Source organism: Thiomicrorhabdus immobilis (assembly GCF_021654855.1).
Lineage (GTDB): Bacteria > Pseudomonadota > Gammaproteobacteria > Thiomicrospirales > Thiomicrospiraceae > Thiomicrorhabdus > Thiomicrorhabdus immobilis.
On record NZ_AP024202.1, the window covers coordinates 2,505,297 to 2,529,120 of the forward strand.

The 23,824-nt window shown below is 42.9% G+C and carries 22 protein-coding genes, 2 tRNA genes and 3 rRNA genes; 3 read left to right on the forward strand and 24 right to left on the reverse strand.

Annotated features, from left to right (window positions below):
* Positions 1-5 precede the first annotated feature (5 nt).
* The 13 genes from atpD to mnmG form a co-directional block, all read right to left on the reverse strand.
* Positions 6-1,388 carry a F0F1 ATP synthase subunit beta gene (gene atpD / locus L6421_RS11300; RefSeq protein WP_237264498.1) on the reverse strand — a complete coding sequence of 461 codons (1,383 nt, stop codon included), beginning with the start codon at positions 1,386-1,388 and terminating at the stop codon, positions 6-8.
* A gap of 28 nt (positions 1,389-1,416) precedes the next feature.
* A complete protein-coding gene (gene atpG, locus L6421_RS11305; protein ID WP_237261896.1) occupies positions 1,417-2,280 on the reverse strand; it encodes a F0F1 ATP synthase subunit gamma in 864 nt (287 codons plus the stop codon).
* 15 nt (positions 2,281-2,295) lie between these two features.
* Entirely contained in the window at positions 2,296-3,837 is a 1,542-nt protein-coding gene (gene atpA, locus L6421_RS11310) for a F0F1 ATP synthase subunit alpha (RefSeq protein ID WP_237261897.1), read from the reverse strand.
* Between the two features lie 15 nt (positions 3,838-3,852).
* Positions 3,853-4,389, reverse strand: coding sequence for a F0F1 ATP synthase subunit delta (locus L6421_RS11315; protein WP_237261898.1), 537 nt, complete (start codon positions 4,387-4,389; stop codon positions 3,853-3,855).
* A gap of 9 nt (positions 4,390-4,398) precedes the next feature.
* Positions 4,399-4,869 carry a F0F1 ATP synthase subunit B gene (locus L6421_RS11320; protein WP_237261899.1) on the reverse strand — a complete coding sequence of 157 codons (471 nt, stop codon included), beginning with the start codon at positions 4,867-4,869 and terminating at the stop codon, positions 4,399-4,401.
* Positions 4,870-4,925: 56 nt separating this feature from the next.
* Positions 4,926-5,216 carry a F0F1 ATP synthase subunit C gene (atpE, locus tag L6421_RS11325; protein ID WP_019557536.1) on the reverse strand — a complete coding sequence of 97 codons (291 nt, stop codon included), beginning with the start codon at positions 5,214-5,216 and terminating at the stop codon, positions 4,926-4,928.
* A gap of 151 nt (positions 5,217-5,367) precedes the next feature.
* On the reverse strand, positions 5,368-6,183 hold the full coding sequence (gene atpB / locus L6421_RS11330) for a F0F1 ATP synthase subunit A (protein WP_237261900.1): 816 nt from the start codon (positions 6,181-6,183) through the stop codon (positions 5,368-5,370).
* 11 nt (positions 6,184-6,194) lie between these two features.
* Positions 6,195-6,560 carry an ATP synthase subunit I gene (locus L6421_RS11335; protein ID WP_237261901.1) on the reverse strand — a complete coding sequence of 122 codons (366 nt, stop codon included), beginning with the start codon at positions 6,558-6,560 and terminating at the stop codon, positions 6,195-6,197.
* Positions 6,553-6,837: an AtpZ/AtpI family protein gene (locus tag L6421_RS11340; protein WP_237261902.1), complete on the reverse strand. Its 285-nt coding sequence runs from the start codon at positions 6,835-6,837 to the stop codon at positions 6,553-6,555. Before L6421_RS11340 ends, L6421_RS11335 begins: the two co-directional genes overlap by 8 nt.
* Before the next feature lie 262 nt (positions 6,838-7,099).
* Positions 7,100-7,969: a ParB/RepB/Spo0J family partition protein gene (locus L6421_RS11345; RefSeq protein ID WP_311195284.1), complete on the reverse strand. Its 870-nt coding sequence runs from the start codon at positions 7,967-7,969 to the stop codon at positions 7,100-7,102.
* A 27-nt stretch (positions 7,970-7,996) separates the two neighbouring features.
* Positions 7,997-8,764 (reverse strand): ParA family protein, encoded by a 768-nt coding sequence (locus L6421_RS11350; RefSeq protein WP_237261903.1) that lies wholly within the window; start codon positions 8,762-8,764, stop codon positions 7,997-7,999.
* 45 nt (positions 8,765-8,809) lie between these two features.
* Entirely contained in the window at positions 8,810-9,442 is a 633-nt protein-coding gene (rsmG, locus tag L6421_RS11355; RefSeq protein WP_237261904.1) for a 16S rRNA (guanine(527)-N(7))-methyltransferase RsmG, read from the reverse strand.
* A gap of 5 nt (positions 9,443-9,447) precedes the next feature.
* Entirely contained in the window at positions 9,448-11,346 is a 1,899-nt protein-coding gene (mnmG, locus tag L6421_RS11360) for a tRNA uridine-5-carboxymethylaminomethyl(34) synthesis enzyme MnmG (protein WP_237261905.1), read from the reverse strand.
* Positions 11,347-11,687: 341 nt separating this feature from the next.
* On the opposite strand from mnmG, the gene L6421_RS11365 reads away from it, so the two are divergent.
* A complete protein-coding gene (locus L6421_RS11365) occupies positions 11,688-12,314 on the forward strand; it encodes a hypothetical protein (protein WP_237261906.1) in 627 nt (208 codons plus the stop codon).
* A 26-nt stretch (positions 12,315-12,340) separates the two neighbouring features.
* Here L6421_RS11365 and L6421_RS11370 read toward each other — a convergent pair whose 3' ends face one another.
* The 8 genes from L6421_RS11370 to L6421_RS11405 form a co-directional block, all read right to left on the reverse strand.
* Positions 12,341-12,646 carry a hypothetical protein gene (locus L6421_RS11370; RefSeq protein WP_237261907.1) on the reverse strand — a complete coding sequence of 102 codons (306 nt, stop codon included), beginning with the start codon at positions 12,644-12,646 and terminating at the stop codon, positions 12,341-12,343.
* 279 nt (positions 12,647-12,925) lie between these two features.
* Positions 12,926-13,765 (reverse strand): NADPH-dependent 7-cyano-7-deazaguanine reductase QueF, encoded by an 840-nt coding sequence (gene queF / locus L6421_RS11375; protein WP_237261908.1) that lies wholly within the window; start codon positions 13,763-13,765, stop codon positions 12,926-12,928.
* Positions 13,765-14,166 carry a hypothetical protein gene (locus tag L6421_RS11380; protein WP_237261909.1) on the reverse strand — a complete coding sequence of 134 codons (402 nt, stop codon included), beginning with the start codon at positions 14,164-14,166 and terminating at the stop codon, positions 13,765-13,767. The genes queF and L6421_RS11380 overlap by 1 nt, the downstream gene beginning before the upstream one ends.
* 137 nt (positions 14,167-14,303) lie before the next feature.
* Positions 14,304-14,418, reverse strand: a 5S ribosomal RNA gene (gene rrf / locus L6421_RS11385).
* Between the two features lie 156 nt (positions 14,419-14,574).
* A 23S ribosomal RNA gene (locus L6421_RS11390) occupies positions 14,575-17,442 on the reverse strand.
* Between the two features lie 498 nt (positions 17,443-17,940).
* A tRNA-Ala gene (locus L6421_RS11395) sits at positions 17,941-18,016 on the reverse strand.
* Positions 18,017-18,105: 89 nt separating this feature from the next.
* Positions 18,106-18,182 (reverse strand) — tRNA-Ile (locus L6421_RS11400).
* 79 nt (positions 18,183-18,261) lie between these two features.
* Positions 18,262-19,807 (reverse strand): 16S ribosomal RNA (locus L6421_RS11405).
* The 16S, 23S and 5S rRNA genes sit together here with 2 tRNA genes alongside, the layout of an rRNA operon.
* 705 nt (positions 19,808-20,512) lie before the next feature.
* Between L6421_RS11405 and L6421_RS11410 the strand changes: the two genes are divergently transcribed.
* Positions 20,513-21,673 (forward strand): histone deacetylase family protein, encoded by a 1,161-nt coding sequence (locus tag L6421_RS11410; RefSeq protein ID WP_237261910.1) that lies wholly within the window; start codon positions 20,513-20,515, stop codon positions 21,671-21,673.
* A gap of 78 nt (positions 21,674-21,751) precedes the next feature.
* On the opposite strand, the gene L6421_RS11415 is transcribed toward L6421_RS11410, so the two are convergent.
* On the reverse strand, positions 21,752-22,063 hold the full coding sequence (locus L6421_RS11415) for a hypothetical protein (protein WP_237261911.1): 312 nt from the start codon (positions 22,061-22,063) through the stop codon (positions 21,752-21,754).
* A gap of 168 nt (positions 22,064-22,231) precedes the next feature.
* Here L6421_RS11415 and L6421_RS11420 point away from each other — a divergent pair, with 168 nt between their 5' ends.
* Entirely contained in the window at positions 22,232-22,573 is a 342-nt protein-coding gene (locus tag L6421_RS11420) for a 5-carboxymethyl-2-hydroxymuconate Delta-isomerase (protein WP_237261912.1), read from the forward strand.
* Between the two features lie 30 nt (positions 22,574-22,603).
* On the opposite strand, the gene L6421_RS11425 is transcribed toward L6421_RS11420, so the two are convergent.
* Together L6421_RS11425 and L6421_RS11430 are read right to left on the reverse strand one after the other, a co-directional pair.
* A complete protein-coding gene (locus L6421_RS11425; RefSeq protein WP_237261913.1) occupies positions 22,604-23,206 on the reverse strand; it encodes a YigZ family protein in 603 nt (200 codons plus the stop codon).
* 44 nt (positions 23,207-23,250) lie between these two features.
* The gene (locus L6421_RS11430) at positions 23,251-23,820 is read right to left on the reverse strand and encodes a histidine phosphatase family protein (protein WP_237261914.1); all 570 of its coding nucleotides are present in this window, start codon (positions 23,818-23,820) and stop codon (positions 23,251-23,253) included.
* Positions 23,821-23,824 lie beyond the last annotated feature (4 nt).

A 23,824-nucleotide genomic window follows, 5' to 3' on the forward strand; every position in this document is an offset into this window, starting at 1 on the left:
ACTAATTACCCTTGATATTTTTTCGCTTTTTCAAGAACTTCGTCAATGTCACCAGCGTACATAAATGCTTGCTCAGGAACATCATCTAGTTCACCACTAGCGATCATTTTGAAACCACGAATAGTTTCTTTTAATGGAACATAACGTCCATCTTCACCAGTGAATACTTTAGCTACGAAGTATGGCTGTGAGAAGAAACGCTGCATTTTACGTGCACGAGCAACCAATGAACGGTCTTCTTCTGAAAGTTCATCCATACCTAGGATAGCGATGATATCTTTCAACTCTTTATAACGTTGTAGCGTTTGCTGAACGTTACGAGCTACATCATAGTGCTCTTGACCAACAACTAGTGGATCAAGCTGACGTGAAGTTGAATCTAGTGGATCGATTGCAGGATAAATACCTGTTTCAGCGATAGCACGGTTCAATACAACAGTCGCGTCTAAGTGAGCAAATGTAGTAGCAGGAGCAGGGTCAGTCAAGTCATCCGCAGGAACGTAAACGGCCTGGATAGACGTGATAGAACCAGTCTTAGTTGAAGTGATACGTTCTTGTACTTGACCCATCTCTTGTGCAAGAGTTGGCTGGTAACCTACCGCAGATGGTAGACGACCTAAAAGTGCAGAAACTTCTGTACCCGCTAGAGTATAACGGTAGATGTTATCTACGAAGAATAGGATATCACGACCTTCGTCACGGAAGTATTCAGCCATTGTCAAACCTGTTAGGGCAACACGTAAACGGTTTCCTGGAGGCTCATTCATCTGACCATAAACAAGAGCAACCTTATCAAGTACTCCTGACTCTTCCATTTCATAATAGAAATCGTTACCTTCACGAGTACGCTCACCTACACCAGCAAATACTGAGTAACCAGAGTGTTCAATCGCGATGTTACGAATAAGTTCCATCATGTTTACAGTTTTACCAACACCGGCACCACCGAATAGACCAACTTTACCACCCTTAGCGAATGGGCAAATTAGATCGATAACTTTAACACCAGTTTCTAGAAGCTCTTGAGAAGCCGCTAGTTCGTCAAATGCAGGAGCTGCACGGTGAATGGTGTTTTTTTGTTCTGCTTCGACAGGACCTGCATTATCAATTGCATTACCTAGTACGTCGAAGATACGACCTAGCGTTGCTTTACCTACTGGTACAGAAATCGCTTCACCAGTATTTTTAACAGCCATGCCACGTTTTAAACCGTCAGATGAACCCATCGCAATTGCGCGAACAACGTCATCACCGATTTGCTGTTGTACTTCTAGAGTTAAACCTAGCTCTTCAACCATTAACGCGTCATAGATCTTTGGTAAATCAGCACCTTTAAACTCGACGTCGATTACCGCGCCGATGATTTGTACTATTTTTCCGTTCATAATCTTTAACCTTTTATTGAAACTATCAAACTTATACGGCTGCAGTACCAGCAACAATTTCTGAAATTTCAGCAGTGATCGCAGCTTGTCGTGCCTTGTTATAAGACAGTTTCAATTCATTGATCATTTCACCTGCATTGTCGGTTGCATTCTTCATTGCCATCATACGAGCACCTTGCTCACATGCCGCATTTTCTACAACAGAACCAAACACAGTTGCTTCAACATAACGACGCATTAATAAATCCAATGCAGATTTAGCATCAGGTTCATATAAATAATCCCAATGTCCAGCGTCCGTTTTTTCTTCAGCCTCAAGAGGTACTAATTTGTTGATAGTAGGGTTTTGTGCCATTGTGTTCACAAATTCGTTAGAAGCTAAATAAACTTCATCGATTTCACCCGCATCAAACTTGTCTAAAACAACCTTGATAGTACCAACTAAGTCCTCAATATGAGGTGTGTCGCCCAAGTCAGAAACAGTTGCGACAACATTACCACCGTAACTACGGAAGAATGTCTGTGCTTTGTTACCGACTAATGCAAGTTCAACCTCAATTCCTTGTTCATTCCACTGCTTAAGCAATGGTAGAGCCTTACGGAATAAGTTTGAGTTTAAACCACCACAAAGACCTCGATCAGAAGAGATCATAATTAAACCGACACGTTTAACTTGTGCACGTACCTGAGTATAAGGATGCTTATATTCAGGATGCGCACCAGCAACGTGGCCGATTACTCTCTTCACTTTTTCGACGTATGGTTTTGTCGCTTCCATGCGAGCTTGCGCTTTACGCATTTTAGACGCCGCAACCATTTCCATGGCTTTAGTGATTTTTTTGGTATTTGTTACGGAGCCAATCTTGGCTCGTATTTCTTTACTACCGCCTGCCATGGCCTACCCCTTATCTTAGTAAACGCCGTTAGCTTTGAATGACTCGATACAAGCTTTTACACCTGCAACGATTTCATCATCCCAGCCACCTTTTGCATTGATTGCATCAGCAACTGCAGCGTGTTCTGAGTTAAGGTGTGCATGTAGAGCTGCTTCGAAATCTAGTACCTTGTTGACTTCGATGTCATCTAGGTAACCTTCGTTAGCTGCATACAATGACACTGCCATTTCTGCAATAGAAAGTGGGAAGAACTGCTTCTGCTTCATTAGCTCAGTTACACGTTTACCGCGCTCTAACTGTGCTTTAGTCGCTGCATCTAAATCAGATGCAAACTGAGCAAATGCCGCTAATTCACGGTATTGTGCCAAGTCTAAACGAATACCACCACCTAACTTCTTGATCGCTTTAGTTTGAGCCGCACCACCAACACGTGATACAGATAAACCAGCGTTAACCGCAGGACGGATACCTTGAGAGAATAAACCTGTTTCAAGGAAGATCTGACCATCAGTGATCGAGATAACGTTAGTTGGAACGAAAGCAGATACGTCACCCGCTTGAGTTTCAATAATAGGAAGAGCAGTCAATGAACCAGTCTTACCTTTTACTTCACCGTTAGTGAATCTTTCTACGTAGTCAGCGTTAACACGAGCAGCACGCTCAAGTAAACGTGAATGTAGATAGAATACATCACCAGGGAATGCTTCACGTCCAGGAGGACGACGAAGTAATAAAGATACCTGACGGTAAGCTTGTGCTTGTTTAGTTAAATCATCATAAATGATCAAAGCATCTTCACCACGGTCACGGTAGTACTCACCCATCGCACAACCAGCATAAGCTGCCATGTACTGAAGAGCCGCAGGATCAGAAGCGTTTGCCGCAACGATAACAGTGTTATCCATTGCACCGTATTCTTCTAATTTACGCGCTACGTTGTTTACTGTAGAAGCTTTTTGACCCATCGCAACGTAGATACATTTCACACCAGTGTTCTTTTGTGAAATGATTGCATCGATAGCGATTGCAGTCTTACCAGTCTGACGGTCACCGATGATCAACTCACGCTGACCACGACCAACTGGGATCATAGAATCGATTGATTTAATACCAGTCATCATTGGCTGATCAACTGATTGACGATCGATTACACCTGGAGCGATACGCTCGATAGGTGAAGTGATTTTAGTATCAATTGGACCTTTACCATCGATTGGACGACCTAAAGCGTCAACAACACGACCGTTCATTTCTGGGCCAACTGGTACTTCTAAAATACGACCAGTACAAGTTACCTTGTCACCTTCAGAAATATGGCTATATTCTCCAAGTACAACTACACCTACAGAATCACGCTCTAAGTTAAGCGCCATACCGAAAGTTTCTTCGTCGAACTGAACCATCTCACCATACATCACGTCTGATACACCGTGAACAAGTACAATACCGTCAGCGATGCTAACAACAGTACCTTCACTGCCAGACTCAGCTGCACCATCAAAACCTTTAATACGGTCTTTGATTAGGTTGCTGATTTCAGAGGCATTCAATTGCATGTTTGTTCCTCTCCATTATTGGGCGATTGCTGCGCCAAGTTTGTTAAGTTGTGAAAGTGCTGAACCATCAATAGCCCAGTCACCGACTTTAATCTTAATACCGCCGATCAATGAAGAATCTTCTTCATAATTGATTTCTACTTCGGCATCAAACTTAGCATTTAGTGCAGCACTTAATTTTTTCTTCTGCTCAACCGTAGTTTTGCGAGCTGAAATAACAGTCGCTCTTACACGCTTTTCAGCTTCAGCTTTTAAAGTTTCAAAAACTTCAGCAACATCAGCTAATGCGATAAGGCGTTTATTTTCAGCCATAGCATTTAAAAGGCTTTTACCTTCAGTTGTCAGATTATCACCCATCACATCCGTGAATACAGAGACGATTTGATCGGCTGTGTATGCTGGGTTTTTAATCATAGCAATCATTGCTGGATCTTTAGAGATCGTAGCAAGATTCGCTAATTCATCTGACCAACCTGCTAGGTTATTCGCATCTTCTGCAAGTGCGAATACCGCTTCTGCGTATGGTCTTGCAATTGTCATTAATTGTGCCATAGAGTTTCCTTAGATTGATTTAACCAAGGTTTCAAGCATGTCGTTATGTGTTGCAGCGTCAACTTCTTTCATAAGAATCTTTTCTGCACCAGATATAGCGATTGAAGCAACTTCTTTACGAAGACCTTCACGCGCACGACTAACTTCTTGCTCTATTTCTGCTTGGGCTGAAGCTTTAATACGGTCTGCTTCTTCCGCGGCTTTTACTTTCGCATCTTCTACGATTTCAGAACCACGTTTTTCAGCTTGACTCAGTATATTTTGAGCATTTGTTTTAGCTTCTTTAAGCACTTCTTTGGCTTTTTGTTCAGCTAATTCAAGCTCATGCTTTCCTTTCTCAGCTGCAGAAAGTCCATCAGCGATTTTCTTCTGACGGTCTTCCATTAGCTTTGACAATGGTGCCCACAGCACTTTGTTCACAAACCAGATTAATAGCATAAATGCGATCATCTGGATGAGAAGCGTTGCGTTAATACTCACAGTGGTTACCTCGCCATTCGTTATTTAAATTAATACTTAGATACAGACTGGTGGGATTAAGCACCTAGAGCTGCAGTCATCGCACCAACGAATGGGTTAGCAAATAAGAACCACATTGCGAAAGCTAGGATGATGAATGGGAAAGATTCCATCAGACCAGCGAAGATGAACATGTTAGTCATTAATGCTGGACGCATTTCTGGCTGACGTGCAATACCTTCAAGAGTTTTAGAACAGATAAGACCCCAACCAATAGCTGAACCTAGACCGGCAGCAGCCAAAATTACACCTACACCAATAGCAGTTGCAGCATAGATATCAGCAATCATAGTAGCAGTTACTTCCATCGATTTTCTCCAAAGTTTAAAGTTAAAAAAAGAAAAGTTAATAAAAAAAGCTTTTTACCTAAGTAATGAAACATAAGTAGGTGCGCTTAAACCCTTTTGGTGACTAGATACAAATCTAGCCACCTATTCCGTTAATTGTTCGTTAGGCGGATTAGTGACCTTCGTCGTGAGCCATACCTAAGTAAACAATCGTGAGCACCATAAAGATGAAGGCTTGAAGAGTGATTACCAACAAGTGGAAAATCAACCAACCTAAATCAAGTAGTACTTGTAATGGCGCCCAGAATAGAGCAGCGGCACCCACTGCTAATGTTCCACCGATCAAAGCGATCAATAGGAATACTAGTTCACCTGCAAACATGTTACCGAATAGACGCAAAGCAAGAGATAGCGGTTTTGAAATCTCTTCGATGAAAGTCATCACGATGTTTACAGGAATAAAGAATTTACCAAACGGGTGGAATAGGAACATTTTAGTGAATCCCCAAACACCTTTGATCTTAACGTTATAGAAAAGAATCAATACAAATACAGTCAAAGACATTGCCAATGTTGTATTCAAATCCGTTGTAGGTACAACCTTAAGATGAGCATGTTCGTCACCAGTAATCACCTGGAACAACAAAGGTAATAAATCAACCGGAATTAAATCCATGAAGTTCATTAACCATACCCATAGGAAAATTGTCAAAGCTAACGGGGCAATCAAAGGGTTATGCCCTGGGAATGCATCCCTAACGTTAGTCGCAACAAAGTCCAAAATAGACTCTACGAAGTTTTGAAACCCGCCTGGCTTACCAGTTTCCAACTGCTTACCTAAGCGTGCAGCGGTAAAGACAATCACTAATCCAATCATAATACTGATGGCAATGGTGTCTAAGTTAAATGTCCAAAAGCCTTCGCCAATGTGATTGTTTGTCAAGTGATGTTGAATATACTCGACAGTTCCCATTTTTTCAGCACTCAATGGTCTACTCCTTAATCAGTCAAACGTCTTTTACCCTTCAGATTGAAAAGCTGTCCCAACTGCATTAACACAAAGGTTAATACTACTGGAAAGGCTTGACTATCATCAAGAAAAGACAGACCCAAAACAAATAACACAGCTAATAGAACAAATCTAATCACTGCACTCATATATAAAATTAGTATGCCGGCTTTTGCATCATCTTCGGCTCGTTTATTGGCCTTACTAAAAGTAAAACTCAACATCAGCACGTTCATGATTCCCACAAAAAAACCGTAACCAGCGGCTAGCGCTTGGCCCTGTGTAGCAAATATAGCTACAACAAGTAATCCAATTATTCCTTGGATTTTAAAAGTTTTATCCAGACCTTTAATCATTATTGGTCTCTTCATCTTTCTTTGGCGGCACCTGATCCAGACGTTTGGTTAACGCATGGACTTTTTGAATACCGCCAATAAAACCTAATACAGCACAACTTAAAAAGAAAATCGGTGTTGTATCAAAAATTTGGTCAAGCATATAACCGACTATAAAACCGGCAATTAACATCGACGTAAATATCGATCCTGCGCTTATCAATAAGAAGTTCGCAGCAGGACCAGGTGCCTCTGTTGTATTTTTTACAACTTTCTTATGTTGGTAATCATCACTCATAATCTAAGGCAAACTCTGTTAATGATACTTTTTAGTTGAATCAAGTTCAAGCTAAACGGCCGCACATGATAATGTTTTATAAGGCTAAAATCTACTGTAGAAAGCCCTTTTCTTTGCTTTTTTAATAGTTACTTTTTCATTCTCACAAGATAGTGTGATTTATAATCATAAAAACACACTATCTGCCTATACAACTTTGTAATACAGTAACTTATATTTTGTTGATTAATTTTTTTCTAAACCTTACAGAAGTACATAAAACTTATAACAGATTCAGTAAACGCTCTAACTCTTCCATATTGGCATAACTAATTTCAATCTTACCTCTACCTGTTTCATGGTGATTGATTTTAACTTTGGCTGCCAGTTTTTCGCCTAATGCATTTTGATGGTCGATTACTTTATCAATACCTGGAATCGCCTTTTTCTTAGCGTTTTGAATTAGCTTCTTAGGCACTAATACTTGTTGTGCCGCTTCCTCCATTTCACGAACAGACCAGCCCTTTTCAATGGATTTGTCCGCCAACTCTTTTTGAACCGGTTCAGGCAGACTGATGATCGCTCTAGCATGCCCCATACTTAAACGACCTTTGTGTAAGGCGTCTTGAATGTTTTGTGGCAATTTCAATAAACGTAGCAGGTTCGACACTGCGGCTCGCGAACGCCCAACCGCATCGGCAACGGCTTGCTGAGTTAGGTCAAACTCTTTTAGCAAACGCTTTAAACCAATGGCCGTTTCAATTGGATTCAAATCCTCACGTTGAATATTCTCAATCAACGCCATCGCTAATGTGGCTTGACTATCTGCTTGACGAATCACCACTGGAACTTTATCCAGGCCTGCTAATTTGGAAGCTCTCCAACGTCGTTCGCCGGCGATGATCTCATATTTATCGGTACCAATCGGGCGCACAATAATTGGCTGAACCACTCCCTGTACCTTAATCGAGTCTGCTAACTCTTGAAGCGCCACATCTTCAAACTGTTGTCTTGGTTGATACTGGCCTGGCTGTAACTGGTCAACAAGTAACTTTTCGATACGTAAATCGGCGCTGCTATTATCTGATTTCTGCTTTGCTCCTAGCATTGCATGAATGCCACGACTACCCATACCTGAACGTTTTTTAACCACGAAAATTCCTACCTTTTGATCAATAAGTTATAACTGTGTTTTACGAATAAGTTCGTTAGCGAGAGCAAGATAAGCAATCGCACCATTTGATGTTGCATCGTAATCTAGAATGGATTCACCATAACTCGGTGCTTCTGCCAGGCGTACATTACGCGGAATAATGGTCTGTAAGACTTTCATCCCAAAATGCGCGACCAGTTCATTAGAAACATCATTGGCGAGATTATTACGTCTATCATGCATGGTTCTCAAAAGGCCATCGATATGCAAGGTTGCGTTCAACTGGCTTTGCACGGTATCAATCGTATCCATCAGAGCGGATAACCCTTCAAGCGCAAAAAACTCACACTGCACTGGCACTAAAATACCATCTGCCGAAGCAAGGGCATTCAGCGTCAGCATATTCAATGTTGGCGGGCAATCTATGATGATGACATCATAGTTTTCGCGAATTTTTCGCAACGCTTTACGAAGTCTTTTAGGCCCCATATCCTCTTCTAAAAGCGCGACCTCTGCAGCCGTTAAATCGCCATTGGCGGGCATTAAATCAAGATTAGCCTGCTCCACATGCACAATAGCCGCCTTAGCTTTCATTTCACCAACCAACACTTCAAATACCGAGGCATTAAGCTGATCCTTATCGACACCAATTGCAACGGTTGCATTACCTTGTGGGTCTAAATCAATCAACAATACTTTTTTGTTTAAACGCCCAAGTGCAGCGGCCAAGTTCACACTCGTGGTGGTTTTACCCACGCCGCCCTTTTGGTTTGCAACTGCAATAACTCTTCCCACGTCGAATATGCCTCTAAAGTGGTTTTAAAATGATTAACTTTTGACCTAACTGGCTTGCTTGGAACCTTTTACTAACATGCGCTCTGCATTTAGTTTTGGAACATGAAGCTCAATCACGTCTTCTACTTTAACCAGGCCTGGTAACTTGGTTAAATCTTCAAAATCTTTCTGTGCTTTCATCGCCCACCAAATCCCACCTTGTGGAATCAAATGGTGTGTCCAGTCCAACATGTCTTGAATGGAAGCAAAAGCCCTTGAAATAACGGCCTCATACAATGGTTCTGGCTGGTATTCTTCAACTCGACTATGAATTACCTGGGTATTCACAAGTCCCAGTTCAGCTTTAGCTTGGATTAAAAATCGGGTTTTCTTGCTATTACTGTCTAACAAATCGATCTGTTTTTCAGGAAAACAAATCGCCAACGGAATCCCAGGCAACCCTCCACCAGTTCCCACATCAATAATTCGATTTTGCTTAATATAAGGAACAACTGCCAAACTATCCAGTAAATGTTTAATTAACATCTCTTGTGGATCTCGAATGGCGGTTAAATTGTATACCTTATTCCACTTTTGAAGTAAGGCTAAATAGGCCATTAGCTTGTCTATTTGCTCGGCTGATAATTCAATTTGAAGATTATCCAAACCTTCAATAAGCACTGCTCTTAACTGTTCCATTTATATCAAGCCGAGTGTTGTTGTGAACGAAATTTTTTAATCTCAATCAGTAAGATTGAGATCGCGGCAGGAGTAATGCCTTGAATACGCCCCGCCATGCCTAAATTCTCCGGCTTATGGTCACGTAACTTCTGCTTAACCTCGTTTGATAAACCAGAAATTTTATCCAAATCCAAATCCTCAGGGATTTTAACCGACTCGGAACGTTTCATTTTATCAATCTGTTGAATTTGACGATCAATATAACCGGAATACTTGGCTTCAATCTCAATCTGATCAACAACAGCCGAGTCTTCAACCCCTTCGCCAAAGGCTTCCAGGGTGGCTAACGCATTGTATTGCACATTAGGGCGTTTAAGCAGGTCAAACAAGGTTTGCTCTTTACTCAAAGGTAGCTCCATCAGCGCTTCAGCCTGCTTGGCTTCTGGATGCGATGGATAAATCCAAGTATCTTTTAAGCGAGCGACTTCTTGCTCCAAGCTTTCTAATTTGTTTTGATAAGCCGCCCAACGAACATCATCCACCAAGCCCATTTCACGTGCAATTGGTGTAAGGCGCTGGTCGGCATTATCTTCACGCAACATCAAGCGGTATTCGGCTCGAGAGGTGAACATCCGATACGGTTCTGTTGTCCCCATGGTTATCAGGTCATCGACCAATACACCCAAGTAAGCTTCATCTCTACGAGGGAACCATTGTTCTTTAAGCTGAGCCCTACGAGCGGCATTGATTCCGGCTAACAAGCCTTGGGCGGCCGCCTCTTCATAACCTGTGGTACCGTTGATTTGTCCGGCAAAATACAGGCCTTTAATCGCTTGAGTTTCCAAGGTTGCTTTCAAACCGCGCGGATCAAAATAATCGTACTCAATCGCATAACCAGGTCGCATAATCTTGGCATTTTCCAAACCTTGCATGGAGTGCACAATCTGTAGCTGGGTAGCAAAAGGTAAGCTGGTGGAAATCCCGTTAGGGTAAAGCTCGGTTGTCGTTAACCCCTCAGGCTCGATAAACACCTGATGTTTATCTTTATCCGCAAAACGCATCACCTTATCTTCAATGGAAGGGCAGTATCTCGGGCCAACGCTGTCAATCTCACCCTGTTCAGAATACATAGGCGACTGATCCAAAGAAGCCATAATCGCATCATGTGTTTTTGAGTTGGTATAGGTGATATAACAAGGAATCTGTTTAGGATGCATTGAAGCTTTACCCATGTAAGAGAATACGGGAACAGGATCATCACCATGCTGAACTTGCATTGCTTCAAAGTTGACCGTACGCGCATCAATACGTGGTGGAGTTCCCGTTTTTAAACGACCAACCGGTAGATTCATCTCTCTTAAACGATCAGCCAATCGATTGGCTGGCTCATCACCTGCACGCCCACCTTCATAATTTTGTAGGCCAATATGAATACGGCCAGCTAGAAAAGTCCCTACGGTTAAAACCACTTGATTCGCGTAAAAACTCAATCCCATTTTAGTGACCACACCGCGAATGGAATCGCCTTCTAAAATCACATCTTCAACAGGCTGTTGAAACAGAGTTAGGTTTTCTTGATTTTCTAGGCGCATACGAATCGCTTGGCGATAAAGTACTCGGTCAGCCTGGGCACGAGTCGCTCTCACCGCAGGGCCTTTAGAGGCATTCAAAATACGGAACTGAATCCCAGCTTCATCAATTGCCATGGCCATAGCACCACCCATAGCATCGATCTCTTTAACTAAATGACCTTTACCAATCCCACCAATGGCCGGGTTGCAAGACATCTGCCCAAGGGTATCGATATTATGCGTAAGCAACAAGGTTTGCAAACCCATGCGTGCAGAAGCTAACGCGGCTTCTGTACCAGCATGACCACCGCCAACAACTATGACGTCATATTTTGAACTTTCGGAATGCATAACCCACCTTTAAATAAAGCCACTCAAAAACCGTTTCACCCGTTAAACACCCTAAAAACAGCGAGATTTAACCCACTTGAGCGTATCGATACTACGATTCTTTTTACTGCAAATAGCTAAATATTTTACCATAAGAATCATCCATTTGCGTAACCTAGAAAACTCTAGTCTTGTAGACTTTATTTAGACCTAAATTTGTATTTATAACCATAATCACACAACAAGAATAAACAGGCGAAACGATGCTTCTTGCTATCTCTGAATATTAAGAGTAAATTTTAGTTTGATGATTCATCTACCAAGCTAGTTCATATTTACCAAATAATCTTAAGGACATTAAAATGCAGATAACGTTATTTAATAAGCGCCTCCTTAGCTATAAAGCATACATTTTCCCACTAATTATGATTTCCTTAGCCGGTTGCTCGTCAATGCCCTATTCAACCAATAATATGGAAATCCAGCCTAATGACTCTTTCATTCTCAAACAAGCGATAGAGATCGCTCCGAATAGTGCGCGTGCTTATATCCAACATGGCTCGGCAAACACGGGAGGCTTTGATCATTCCGAACAACACTGTCGTGTTGAGGTCACCAACTTAAGTGAGCACAAGCAGGTGGTTTTGCCAGAAACATTTCAGATCACATCTGTAAATGTTGACGAGGAAGCGATAGCACAAGCTGATCTATCCGGGACTCAGCTTGCGTTTAATTCTACAAACAATAGCCAAACCGACTCTATGACTTTTATCGGATTTCTTGGCTTAGGGATGGAACAGCGTCCGGAAACCATGGACTTGATCCATATCTATCTAAAATCTAAACAACAACCGAATGTTTATCGTTTGACCTGTGCCGGAGCTTTAAGCAATGGAAACCCAGCAGATGCACCGAGGAGTTACCGTCCAGATTTGAAAGCCATCAATAGAATACTCGGCAAGATTGGGGAAATTAAACTGAATCATTAGTGGTAAATGAAAACATTAGGAAGGGTTTAAATTGGACGTTTTCCATTGGGGTTAGGACGCATGGTCAGAAGCTCTTCCACTTCATGCTGAGAATAACCCCGACTAAATGCAAACTGAGCCAATTGGTTAGCTCGTTTACTTAACTCTTGTGGGTTCACCCCATTCTCAATCGCTTCCTCAAGCCATTCAGACAATAAATCTATAGTATAGGCTTCCACTTCATTTTCATCAGCGCCATGAGTCATCAATCGAGCTAGGTTCTGATCAAAACTCTCAATCAACTGTTTTGCCTTAAGGGCATTTTTAATATCAATTACATCATGTTCAGACATTGTCATTCCCCCTTGAAAAGCGTGGCCTATTTACAGTAGGTAATAATGAATTTAAATCATAAATAAACAAAAAATAAACTGGCCAGGCCTGGTGAGTTCAACGGCTAGATATCAATAGAAAGACTTCTTCCTCAACTTATAATGGGGAACATTTTGATCTAAATCGTCCCAGCCTTCATCGGCGACACTCTCATCTGCTAAATTTTTATTAGGATTATCTACCTTTACCCACTCATAGCCAAACAAACCGACAAAGAAATTCATAAACCTCAACAACATCTATTGTCTCAATGTTCTAGAAATATCAAATTCATCCTCAAAGTTTGAACGGTATGGATTGATATCCAGTCCACCGCGTCTTACATAACGCGCATATACCGTTAACTTTTGTGGAGAGCAAATCTTCATAATATCAGTGAATATACGCTCAACACATTGTTCATGAAACTCATTGTGCTCCCTAAAAGAGATTAAATACTTCAACAAGGAATCATGGTTGATTTTCATTCCATGATAACGAATAACGACGGAACCCCAATCTGGCTGTCCAGTCACAAGGCAATTGGATTTTAACAGATGACTATTCACCGTCTCTTCTACCAACTCATTGGATCGTTCTAGTTCAAGTAAATCAGGCGCAACTGAATAGCTATCAACTTCAATATCCAAATCGTCTAAATTGACCCCAGGTAATTTACCGAGTAACGATTCATCAGAATCCAGACTTCTAAGGTCTACCGCAACCTCTTCACCACAAGCTTTCGACAAATCCTTGATCCAAAGGTCAACAACCTCTTGCTGCGAAGCGAAACGTGTTCCATTAAATGAATTGAGATACAGCTTAAACGACTTAGATTCAATCAGGAACTCAGAATCCGCAGGAAATGCAAATTCGGCAATAGCAACAATAGGTTTACCTTTGGAATTCAACCAAGATACTTCAAAAGCGGTCCAAATATCCAACCCTTGAAAAGGTAAGTCATCAGGGGTGATATCCAATTCATCGCGCTTTTCCTGACGTGGGATAGGAAACAGTAATTTAGCATCATACTGGCTACAATATGGTGTGGATTTCCCTAATAAACTCTTATTGGCAGTTGTTTGATTTGAAGCAGTCATTAGTTAGGTACATCTAGATTACGTAACGCCGTACGGAAAGAGTTAAACGGATTGATCAGGGCATCGGCCAAGATGATTGCAAAACCGATCCAGTGAAAGAACGTAGGCTCTTTACCTGTGACAAACCATAAATAGGTTAATAATCCACTTGCAAGGATAACTGTAATAACCGCCCAAAATTGGTCTAATAGGAAAGATAAAGGGCTAACATCACCCGATTTAAACATCTCGATAAAAAGCACTATCACAGCCAATGTAATGAAGGTATAACCAACGGTACCTTCCAATGCTAGATTGAAATATTCCGCTACCAATAGAAAACCAATAATAAACAACATCCACGGTACCTTACTTACCATAGACATCACTCCACTTGCTTTAACGGTTACTTGTCCACCCATGAGGCCTCCTATCAATTAATACCTCTATTCTACTGAATCGCAGGATTATCTTCTATAAGGTGATAAATAGAATACAAAATAAAACCTAAAAAAAAACCCGCCGAGTGCTGAGCACAGGGCGGGTTTTTAGAATATAAGCTTGGCAATGACCTACTCTCGCATGGGACCTCCCACACTACCATCGGCGCTAAGACGTTTCACTTCTGAGTTCGGAATGGGATCAGGTGGTTCCATCTTGCTATTGTCACCAAGCAATTTGGTGTTACGGGCTGACGGTAGTCAACCTCGTAAAATTCTTTGGAATAGATCTAACTATCAGTATTCGGTATCTATTTGAGTATACTCAAGGTATATCACAACATCGCTTGTCGTTGATTTTCATCATCTTACAAGTCACTTTTGAGTTGTATAGTTAAGCCTCACGGGTAATTAGTACAAGTTAGCTTCATACATTACTGCACTTCCACACCTTGCCTATCAACGTCATAGTCTCTAACGGCCCTTCAGAAGACTTAAAGTCTAGGGAAAACTTATCTTGAGGCAGGTTTCCCGCTTAGATGCTTTCAGCGGTTATCCTTTCCGAACATAGCTACCGGGCAATGCCATTGGCATGACAACCCGAACACCAGCGGTTCGTCCACTCCGGTCCTCTCGTACTAGGAGCAGCCCCTCTCAATTTTCCAACGCCCACGGCAGATAGGGACCGAACTGTCTCACGACGTTCTAAACCCAGCTCGCGTACCACTTTAAATGGCGAACAGCCATACCCTTGGGACCGACTTCAGCCCCAGGATGTGATGAGCCGACATCGAGGTGCCAAACACCGCCGTCGATATGAACTCTTGGGCGGTATCAGCCTGTTATCCCCGGAGTACCTTTTATCCGTTGAGCGATGGCCCTTCCACACAGAACCACCGGATCACTAGAACCTGCTTTCGCACCTGCTCGACGTGTCAGTCTCGCAGTCAAGCACCCTTTTACTCTTGCGCTCATTGCACGATGTCCGACCGTGCTGAGGGTACCTTCGCGCTCCTCCGTTACTCTTTAGGAGGAGACCGCCCCAGTCAAACTACCCACCATACACTGTCCCTGACCAGGATTCACTGGCCTAGGTTAGAACCTCAATAATATCAGGGTGGTATTTCAAGATTGGCTCCACATCAACTGGCGTTGTTGCTTCAAAGCCTCCCACCTATCCTACACAGATAGTATCAAAGTCCAGTGCAAAGCTGTAGTAAAGGTTCACGGGGTCTTTCCGTCTAGCCGCGGGTACGCAGCATCTTAACTGCGATTTCAATTTCGCTGAGTCTCGGGTGGAGACAGTGTGGCCATCATTACGCCATTCGTGCAGGTCGGAACTTACCCGACAAGGAATTTCGCTACCTTAGGACCGTTATAGTTACGGCCGCCGTTTACCGGGGCTTCGATCAAGAGCTTCGCTTACGCTAACCCCATCAATTAACCTTCCGGCACCGGGCAGGCGTCACACCGTATACGTCATCTTTCGATTTTGCACAGTGCTATGTTTTTAGTAAACAGTTGCAGCCACCATTTTATTGCAACCCCCAGAAGCTTACGGAGCAAGTCCTTCACCTTAGGGGGCGTACCTTCTCCCGAAGTTACGGTACCATTTTGCCTAGTTCCTTCACCCGAGTTCTCTCAAGCGCCTTAGAATTCTCATCCTGACCACCTGTGTTGGTTTGGGGTACGATTTTTTATTACCTGAAGCTTAGAAGCTTTTCTTGGAAGCATGGCATCAATCACTTCGTCCAAAAGAGGACTCGTCATCAGGTCTCAGCATAAAGTATCCCGGATTTGCCTAAGATACATGCCTACATCCTTAAACTTGGACAACCATCGCCAAGCTGATCTAGCCTACTCCGTCCCTCCATCGCAGTAATAAAAAGTGCAGGAATATTAACCTGCTTCCCATCGACTACGCCTCTCGGCCTCGTCTTAGGGGTCGACTAACCCTACGTCGATTAACGTTGCGTAGGAAACCTTGGTCTTTCGGCGAGGGAGCTTTTCACTCCCTTTATCGCTACTCATGTCAGCATTCGCACTTCTGATACCTCCAGGACACTTTACAATGCCCCTTCGCAGGCTTACAGAACGCTCCTCTACCATGCATGTAAACATGCATCCGCATCTTCGGTATATTACTTAGCCCCGTTAAATCTTCGGCGCAGGCCGACTCGATCAGTGAGCTATTACGCTTTCTTTAAAGGGTGGCTGCTTCTAAGCCAACCTCCTGACTGTCTGAGCCTTCCCACATCCTTTCCCACTTAGTAATATTTAGGGACCTTAGATGGCGGTCTGGGTTGTTTCCCTCTTGACTACGGACGTTAGCACCCGCAGTCTGTCTCCCATGATTGTACTTGTTGGTATTCGGAGTTTGCAATGGGCTGCTAATCCTTGACGGACCGCTAGACCATAACAGTGCTCTACCCCCAACAGTAAGACATGAGGCACTACCTAAATAGTTTTCGAGGAGAACCAGCTATCTCCGGGCTTGATTAGCCTTTCACTCCGATCCACAGCTCATCCCCGCATTTTTCAACATACGTGGGTTCGGTCCTCCAGTACCTGTTACGGCACCTTCAACCTGGCCATGGATAGATCGCCCGGTTTCGGGTCTACACCATGCAACTAAACGCCCATTTAAGACTCGGTTTCCCTACGACTCCCCTATTCGGTTAATCTCGCTACATAATGTAAGTCGCTGACCCATTATACAAAAGGTACGCAGTCACAGAACAAGTCTGCTCCTACTGCTTGTACGTACACGGTTTCAGGTTCTATTTCACTCCCCTTCAGGGGTTCTTTTCGCCTTTCCCTCACGGTACTGGTTCACTATCGGTCAGAAGAGAGTATTTAGCCTTGGAGGGTGGTCCCCCCATGTTCAAACAGGATTTCTCGTGTCCCGTCTTACTCGATTTCACACTTAAAAGATTTTCGTATACAGGACTATCACCTTGTATCGTTAGACTTTCCAGACTATTCTACTAATCTTATAAATGCTTAAGGGCTGGTCCCCGTTCGCTCGCCGCTACTTAGGGAATCTCGGTTGATTTCTTTTCCTCCGGGTACTTAGATGTTTCAGTTCCCCGGGTTAGCCTCCTGCAAGCAGGATATCCATATTGGATGGGTTTTCCCATTCGGAAATCCACGGATCAAAGCATGTTTACTGGCTCCCCGTGGCTTATCGCAAGTTACTACGTCCTTCATCGCCTTCTTCTGCCTAGGCATCCACCGTGTACGCTTAGTCACTTAACTATACAACTCAAAAATAACCTTATGCCTTTTGTTAACTCCACTTAATTTGGTAGCTATACCATTTAATAACTAAGCTTCTGTTTATAAGGTCTGATGAGTGTACGCAACTAAAAGTTTTTCGCTGTCATGATATACGCTTGAGTATTCTCAATTATATATTTTACCTATACTTGATAACTCTTCCGATTCCTAAGAACCAGATTCGTTATCCAGTTTGCGTGGTAAGCACCTGGAAGGGATACTTACCACACCTATGTCACAAATGTCGGCTGTGACATAGGCTTCTCATTTGATTGAGTTCTTAGACCAACTACCTCTTAACTAAATAAGAAGCTTGTATCTAAAATCCTCAATCGAGAGATCTATTCCAAATTGTTAAAGAACTTTCAGTTTTGTCCGTTTCAATCAAATCGCTTTGACTAAAACAACCAATAGTACTGTTAATAAACTCTGCATTTAAATCTTTCAACTTAAACCAAAACTCATTAAGAGTAGTATTGGTGGAGCTATGCGGGATCGAACCGCAGACCTCCTGCGTGCAAGGCAGGCGCTCTCCCAGCTGAGCTATAGCCCCAATAGTATTTTGAGATGATTTGGATTTTTTTAGTTGCGAAGTTTGCTATCAGCAAATGAGCAAGTAAAAAGATTCAAAGCAGCCAAAATTGGTGGGTCTGGGTGGATTTGAACCACCGACCTCACCCTTATCAGGGGTGCGCTCTAACCAACTGAGCTACAGACCCGGGTCGTTCACTATACTTTCATGTAATTCAGAGACAATTTATGTGAAAACTCACTTAAGCTCGCAACCTTTTTTATCTTAAAGGAGGTGATCCAGCCCCAGCTTCCGCTAGGGCTACCTTGTTACGACTTCACCCCAGTCATGAACCACAAAGTGGTAAGCGCCCTCCCGAAGGTTAAGCTACCTACTTCTTTTGCAATCCACTCCCATGGTGTGACGGGCGGTGTGTACAAGGCCCGGGAACGTATTCACCGCGGCATTCTGATCCGCGATTACTAGCGATTCCGACTTCATGGAGTCGAGTTGCAGACTCCAATCCGGACTACGAAGGGTTTTTTGAGATTCGCGCACTGTTGCCAGTTGGCTGCTCTTTGTACCCCCCATTGTAGCACGTGTGTAGCCCATCCCATAAGGGCCATGATGACTTGACGTCGTCCCCGCCTTCCTCCGGTTTATCACCGGCAGTCTCTTTAGAGTTCTCAACTAAATGGTAGCAACTAAAGATAAGGGTTGCGCTCGTTGCGGGACTTAACCCAACATCTCACGACACGAGCTGACGACAGCCATGCAGCACCTGTCACTGCGTTCCCGAAGGCACCAATCTATCTCTAGAAAGTTCGCAGGATGTCAAGGGATGGTAAGGTTCTTCGCGTTGCATCGAATTAAACCACATGCTCCACCGCTTGTGCGGGCCCCCGTCAATTCCTTTGAGTTTTAATCTTGCGACCGTACTCCCCAGGCGGTCAACTTATCGCGTTAGCTTCGTTACTAATCTTTTTAATAAGACCAACAACTAGTTGACATCGTTTACGGCGTGGACTACCGGGGTATCTAATCCCGTTCGCTACCCACGCTTTCGCACCTCAGCGTCAGTTTTAAGCCAGGAAGTCGCCTTCGCCACTGATGTTCCTCCAGATATCTACGCATTTCACTGCTACACCTGGAATTCCACTTCCCTCTCTTAAACTCTAGACTACCAGTATCAGATGCAGTTCCCAGGTTGAGCCCAGGGCTTTCACAACTGACTTAATAGTCCGCCTACGCGCGCTTTACGCCCAGTAATTCCGAATAACGCTTGCACCCTCTGTATTACCGCGGCTGCTGGCACAGAGTTAGCCGGTGCTTCTTCTAAAGGTAACGTCAAATTAAGCAGGTATTAACTACTTAACCTTCCTCCCAATTGAAAGTGCTTTACAACCCTCGGGCCTTCTTCACACACGCGGTATGGCTGCATCAAGCTTTCGCTCATTGTGCAATATTCCCCACTGCTGCCTCCCGTAGGAGTCTGGGCCGTGTCTCAGTCCCAGTGTGGCTGATCATCCTCTCAAACCAGCTAGAGATCGTCGCCTTGGTGAGCCATTACCTCACCAACTAGCTAATCTCACGCGGGCTCATCCTATAGCGATACCTTCCAAGGAGAGGGCACCTTTACTCCGTAGAGCATATTCGGTATTAGCGTACGTTTCCATACGTTGTCCCCAACTATAGGGTAGATTCCCACGCGTTACTCACCCGTCCGCCACTCGACGCCTGAAAAAACAAGTTTTTTCATCGTTTCCGTCCGACTTGCATGTGTTAAGCCTACCGCCAGCGTTCATTCTGAGCCAGGATCAAACTCTTCAGTTTAATCTTGCTGATATATTTCAATTCCATCTCTGGAAATAAACACTCGGAATTGACAAAGTGAAACATGATAAATAAATAATAAATTATTCATTACCAATATACATATTTGTCAAAAATCGAGATTTTTTATTTGGTCACTCACTTAAGGAGTTTCCACATAAATTATCTCTGAATTACCTGATTTTTAAAGAACTTAGGTCTCTTCGAGAAGAAGAAGCAACTCAGTGCTTTTCCTTCTCGGTAAGCCGCTTATTATAAGTGGATAATCAATTCATTGTCAACAATTTATTTTAAATTATTTTCAACTTTTTTCTTACCCGCTTCGTTAAACTTCATTCATATGAACCCTAACGCTAAGCGCTGTTCCAACCACTTCTACTCGCCACTTAGTAGCTTGTTTTCCGTGTCTGCGTTGGAACAGGTGCGTATTCTAACCATATCCGCCCACAACGCAACCTCTTTTTTCACCTTTTTGACACTTTTTTTACATTTAACACCATCACACGACTTAACCCCATTTTACCCACCTTTTATCCACAGTTTTATCCACATTTTTATTATTTTCTCCTCTGCAAACCCTGTTTTTTATCGGTTTTTTATTTTAAATTAATACTATATTCATCCTACCAGGCCTGCTTATTCTTTTATGTCGTCTGTTTTATGGCTAAACTGAACTGAATAATTTCATTAGAAGAGGTTTTTTGTATGTCTAACCAGCACAAACTACAATTATCGAGACGTTTGTTTATACAACAGGCTTCAGCATTACTCACAATGGGCTCTTCTGCACCTTTATTAGCGAACCAGAACTCTCCTAACCGAACCAATCCAAAAGTAGGTGTGGTTTTGGATCAATTATTCTATAAACACAATCAAGTCGACCATCCTGAAAACGCTAAACGGTTGATTGCGATTGATGAGGCGCTCACTCAACAAGATATATGGCGTCAACTTACACCGGTAAAAGGTCGATTGGCATTTAATGAAGAGTTGTTATGGGCTCATAGCCAAGGTTATATAGACCAAATAGAAGTCATGAGTGATGAAGAACCTGGTTATTTTGATGAGTACCAACAAGACACCTATATTAATAAGTACACCTTTGATGCGGCACGCATGGCGGCGGGTAGTGCCATCAACCTCAATTTAGCGGTTTATGATCGTCTAGTCGATACCGGATTTGCTTTATTACGCCCGCCTGGACATCACGCACTTGAAGACAGGGCAATGGGATTTTGCATATTCAACAGTGACGTTATTGCTGCTAGAGCGCTACAACAAGAACGCGGGGTTAAAAGAGTTGCGATTATCGACTTTGATGTCCATCATGGAAATGGTACTCAAGACCTAACGGCAAACGACCCATCGATTATGGCGATATCAATCCATCAACACCCCTATTGGCCTCTGACCGGTGGTTTGGAATTCACAGGCCATGATGACGCCAAAGGCACCATTGTAAATTGCCCTTTTCAAAAGGGCGCTGGTGACAATACTTATTTAGGCGTGTATGACGAAGTGATACATAAAAAACTTGAATCCTTTCAACCAGAACATATTATTGTATTTGCCGGATATGACGCACATTGGCAAGATCCTTTAGCAGGACACCAAATGAGTGTGAAAGGTTTTAATCAACTTGTTGAGAGATGTGTAAACTCTGCACAGCAGATTTGCAATGGACGAATCAGTTTCTCACTGGGCGGTGGATACAATCTTAAGCCACTTGCAGAATGTGTGGCTGGCACTTTTCACACTTTATTAAACAATCCTCAAAAGGCTAATAACCCACTCGACTCTGCACCTACAGCAGAAACGGATTATTCAGCACAAATAGAAATCATCAAGCAACATCATTTAAGTTAACTGATACTGAGTTAGCTGATAACAACAAGTCTTAAGACCGTCATTATCAGCTAATATTGAATCAATTCTCTATGACAATTAATCTTTCATCATACGACCCATACCAGGTCTATCATTTTGATTGATGTGTCCACGATTCATTGGGGCTTCATCAGGCAAAGTCACACCTTTCTCCTGGGCACGTAAACGCATTTTTTCGTGGTTTTGCTGACGAATCTGTTCACGCTCTTCTGCTGTTTTTGCAGACTGCATGGCTTGTCGGTGCTCTTGACGCTCTTGCTGGGTCATTAGCTGGCTTCCATAAATAGGCTCAACTTCATCAGCAAAAGATGGCGTAGCTAAGGTCATCACCGCCGCTGTAAATAATGTTTGTATCAATAATTTAGACATTTCATTCTCCTTATTAATAAATAAGATTTAACTCATCTTATTAACTCAGAATAAACCCTTTGCATAATCAATACTAATCAATAATTTTTATTTTGTTGGCGCTATCAGAAAATAATTTGATTTATAATCAAGCAACCGTTCATCCTATTTTTCCAAAATACATTATCTATGCCACATATCATTATCGAATACTCAATAGCTAGCCTAGATGCAAAGAGTCAAGAAACGCTACTGCATGACTTGTTTAATGCCGTTACAAACACAAGGTTATTTGAAGCATCCAATATCAAGGTGCGACTTCATCCGATAAACACCTTTAAGCTTGCAACCAATTTCAATGGTTTCATACATGTTCAATGTCGAATACATGGCGGGCGTAGCAATCAAGAACAGCAGATCTTATCTGAATCACTGTTGTCCGTATTGAAAGGCTATGCCGCAATGAAGACGGTTATAACGGTAGAAGTGGTTGAAATGAATTCAGCAAGCTATGCCAAAGGTATTGCTTGAATGGGATCTCTTGGAATCGGATTTAATGGATTACATTGACAAGAGTTTAAATTCGCAACCATTGGCGGTTAACGATTGTTGAAAAGCTTCTAAGCTGGTAGAAGGAACCGAAACCATCATGGCTACATTTTGTGAATAACCAACATCATCCACCGTACCTTCGGCAAGCCCCACTAAATGACGGACTTGTTGCTCTTGTGCAAAACTGCAGTTCACTTGCAAGCCATCCATTTCAACCTGCTGCTCGGTTGGCAGAATTTCCATCACCGCTTGAGCCGCTTGGCCGTATGCACGGGTTAACCCGCCAGCACCTAATTTTATGCCACCGAAATAACGCACCACGATAATCATGACATCACCCACGCCTTTGTGATTTAGCACGTTTAAAATCGGTTTACCTGCTGTTCCGGATGGCTCACCATCATCGCCCATTCCGGCATTGGCGGCACATTTTGGGTTACCAATCAGGTAAGCCCAACAATGGTGGCGCGCATCAGGGTATTGTGCCTTAATCTCCTCCAGCCAAAGCATACCCTCTTCTCTGCTGGCAATGCCTTTAGCGTAAGCGATAAAACGGCTTTTCTTGATTTCAATTTCAGCCACAGTTTGTTGTGTAGGGATGGGATAAGACATTTGAATTAGAGTAACCAGGCCTGGTGAGATTAAATAGTTGAAAATTATTGAAGCTTTAAACGCGCGATAACATCGAACAAACCATCTCCCAACGGTTGTAACACCAGCATTTCGGCAGGTTCGACACGAATCAGCGCCAATTCACCGATATTAGGACGATGCGTCACCAGGATTAAATTGCCTTGACCTCGATATTCACCAATCATCAAACGCAATTTTTGTAGATTGTCATTCGCTTTTTCAACGGTTAAAGCTTTGGTTAAACGCAGTAAAGGTTCAACTTGGTACCGACCAAAAGCCAACTCTGCGGTTTCTTTGGTTCGACAGTGCGGGCTGGCCAATACTTTATCGATTTTAATACCATGCATTTTAAACGCTTGATTGACCGATTTAGCCTGATTACGCCCGATTTCATTTAGATTCTTTTCGCTGAAACAGCTCTCATCCAATAGAAAAGAATCCCCAAAAGAACGGTCGATTTCAGCATGACGCATTAACAGCACTTTGCCGCCAGTCTGCAGTGCTTGCCAAAATTCTGCCTCCTGAGCACCGTCCGCCTTTACCGCCGATTGAAAAACCAATAGACCGAAAGCCAATATCCAAAAACGTAACATCACC

What these genes read in the sequence shown, in the direction of transcription:
- atpG (WP_237261896.1), bottom strand. Translation starts at nt 2,280, where the DNA reads ATGGCAGGCGGTAGTAAAGAAATACGAGCCAAGATTGGCTCCGTAACA.
- atpA (WP_237261897.1), bottom strand. Translation starts at nt 3,837, where the DNA reads ATGCAATTGAATGCCTCTGAAATCAGCAACCTAATCAAAGACCGTATT.
- L6421_RS11315 (WP_237261898.1), bottom strand. Translation starts at nt 4,389, where the DNA reads ATGGCACAATTAATGACAATTGCAAGACCATACGCAGAAGCGGTATTC.
- atpE (WP_019557536.1), bottom strand. Translation starts at nt 5,216, where the DNA reads ATGGAAGTAACTGCTACTATGATTGCTGATATCTATGCTGCAACTGCT.
- L6421_RS11335 (WP_237261901.1), bottom strand. Translation starts at nt 6,560, where the DNA reads ATGATTAAAGGTCTGGATAAAACTTTTAAAATCCAAGGAATAATTGGA.
- L6421_RS11340 (WP_237261902.1), bottom strand. Translation starts at nt 6,837, where the DNA reads ATGAGTGATGATTACCAACATAAGAAAGTTGTAAAAAATACAACAGAG.
- rsmG (WP_237261904.1), bottom strand. Translation starts at nt 9,442, where the DNA reads ATGGAACAGTTAAGAGCAGTGCTTATTGAAGGTTTGGATAATCTTCAA.
- mnmG (WP_237261905.1), bottom strand. Translation starts at nt 11,346, where the DNA reads ATGCATTCCGAAAGTTCAAAATATGACGTCATAGTTGTTGGCGGTGGT.
- L6421_RS11365 (WP_237261906.1), top strand. Translation starts at nt 11,688, where the DNA reads ATGCAGATAACGTTATTTAATAAGCGCCTCCTTAGCTATAAAGCATAC.
- L6421_RS11370 (WP_237261907.1), bottom strand. Translation starts at nt 12,646, where the DNA reads ATGTCTGAACATGATGTAATTGATATTAAAAATGCCCTTAAGGCAAAA.
- queF (WP_237261908.1), bottom strand. Translation starts at nt 13,765, where the DNA reads ATGACTGCTTCAAATCAAACAACTGCCAATAAGAGTTTATTAGGGAAA.
- L6421_RS11380 (WP_237261909.1), bottom strand. Translation starts at nt 14,166, where the DNA reads ATGGGTGGACAAGTAACCGTTAAAGCAAGTGGAGTGATGTCTATGGTA.
- L6421_RS11410 (WP_237261910.1), top strand. Translation starts at nt 20,513, where the DNA reads ATGTCTAACCAGCACAAACTACAATTATCGAGACGTTTGTTTATACAA.
- L6421_RS11415 (WP_237261911.1), bottom strand. Translation starts at nt 22,063, where the DNA reads ATGTCTAAATTATTGATACAAACATTATTTACAGCGGCGGTGATGACC.
- L6421_RS11420 (WP_237261912.1), top strand. Translation starts at nt 22,232, where the DNA reads ATGCCACATATCATTATCGAATACTCAATAGCTAGCCTAGATGCAAAG.
- L6421_RS11425 (WP_237261913.1), bottom strand. Translation starts at nt 23,206, where the DNA reads ATGTCTTATCCCATCCCTACACAACAAACTGTGGCTGAAATTGAAATC.
- L6421_RS11430 (WP_237261914.1), bottom strand. Translation starts at nt 23,820, where the DNA reads ATGTTACGTTTTTGGATATTGGCTTTCGGTCTATTGGTTTTTCAATCG.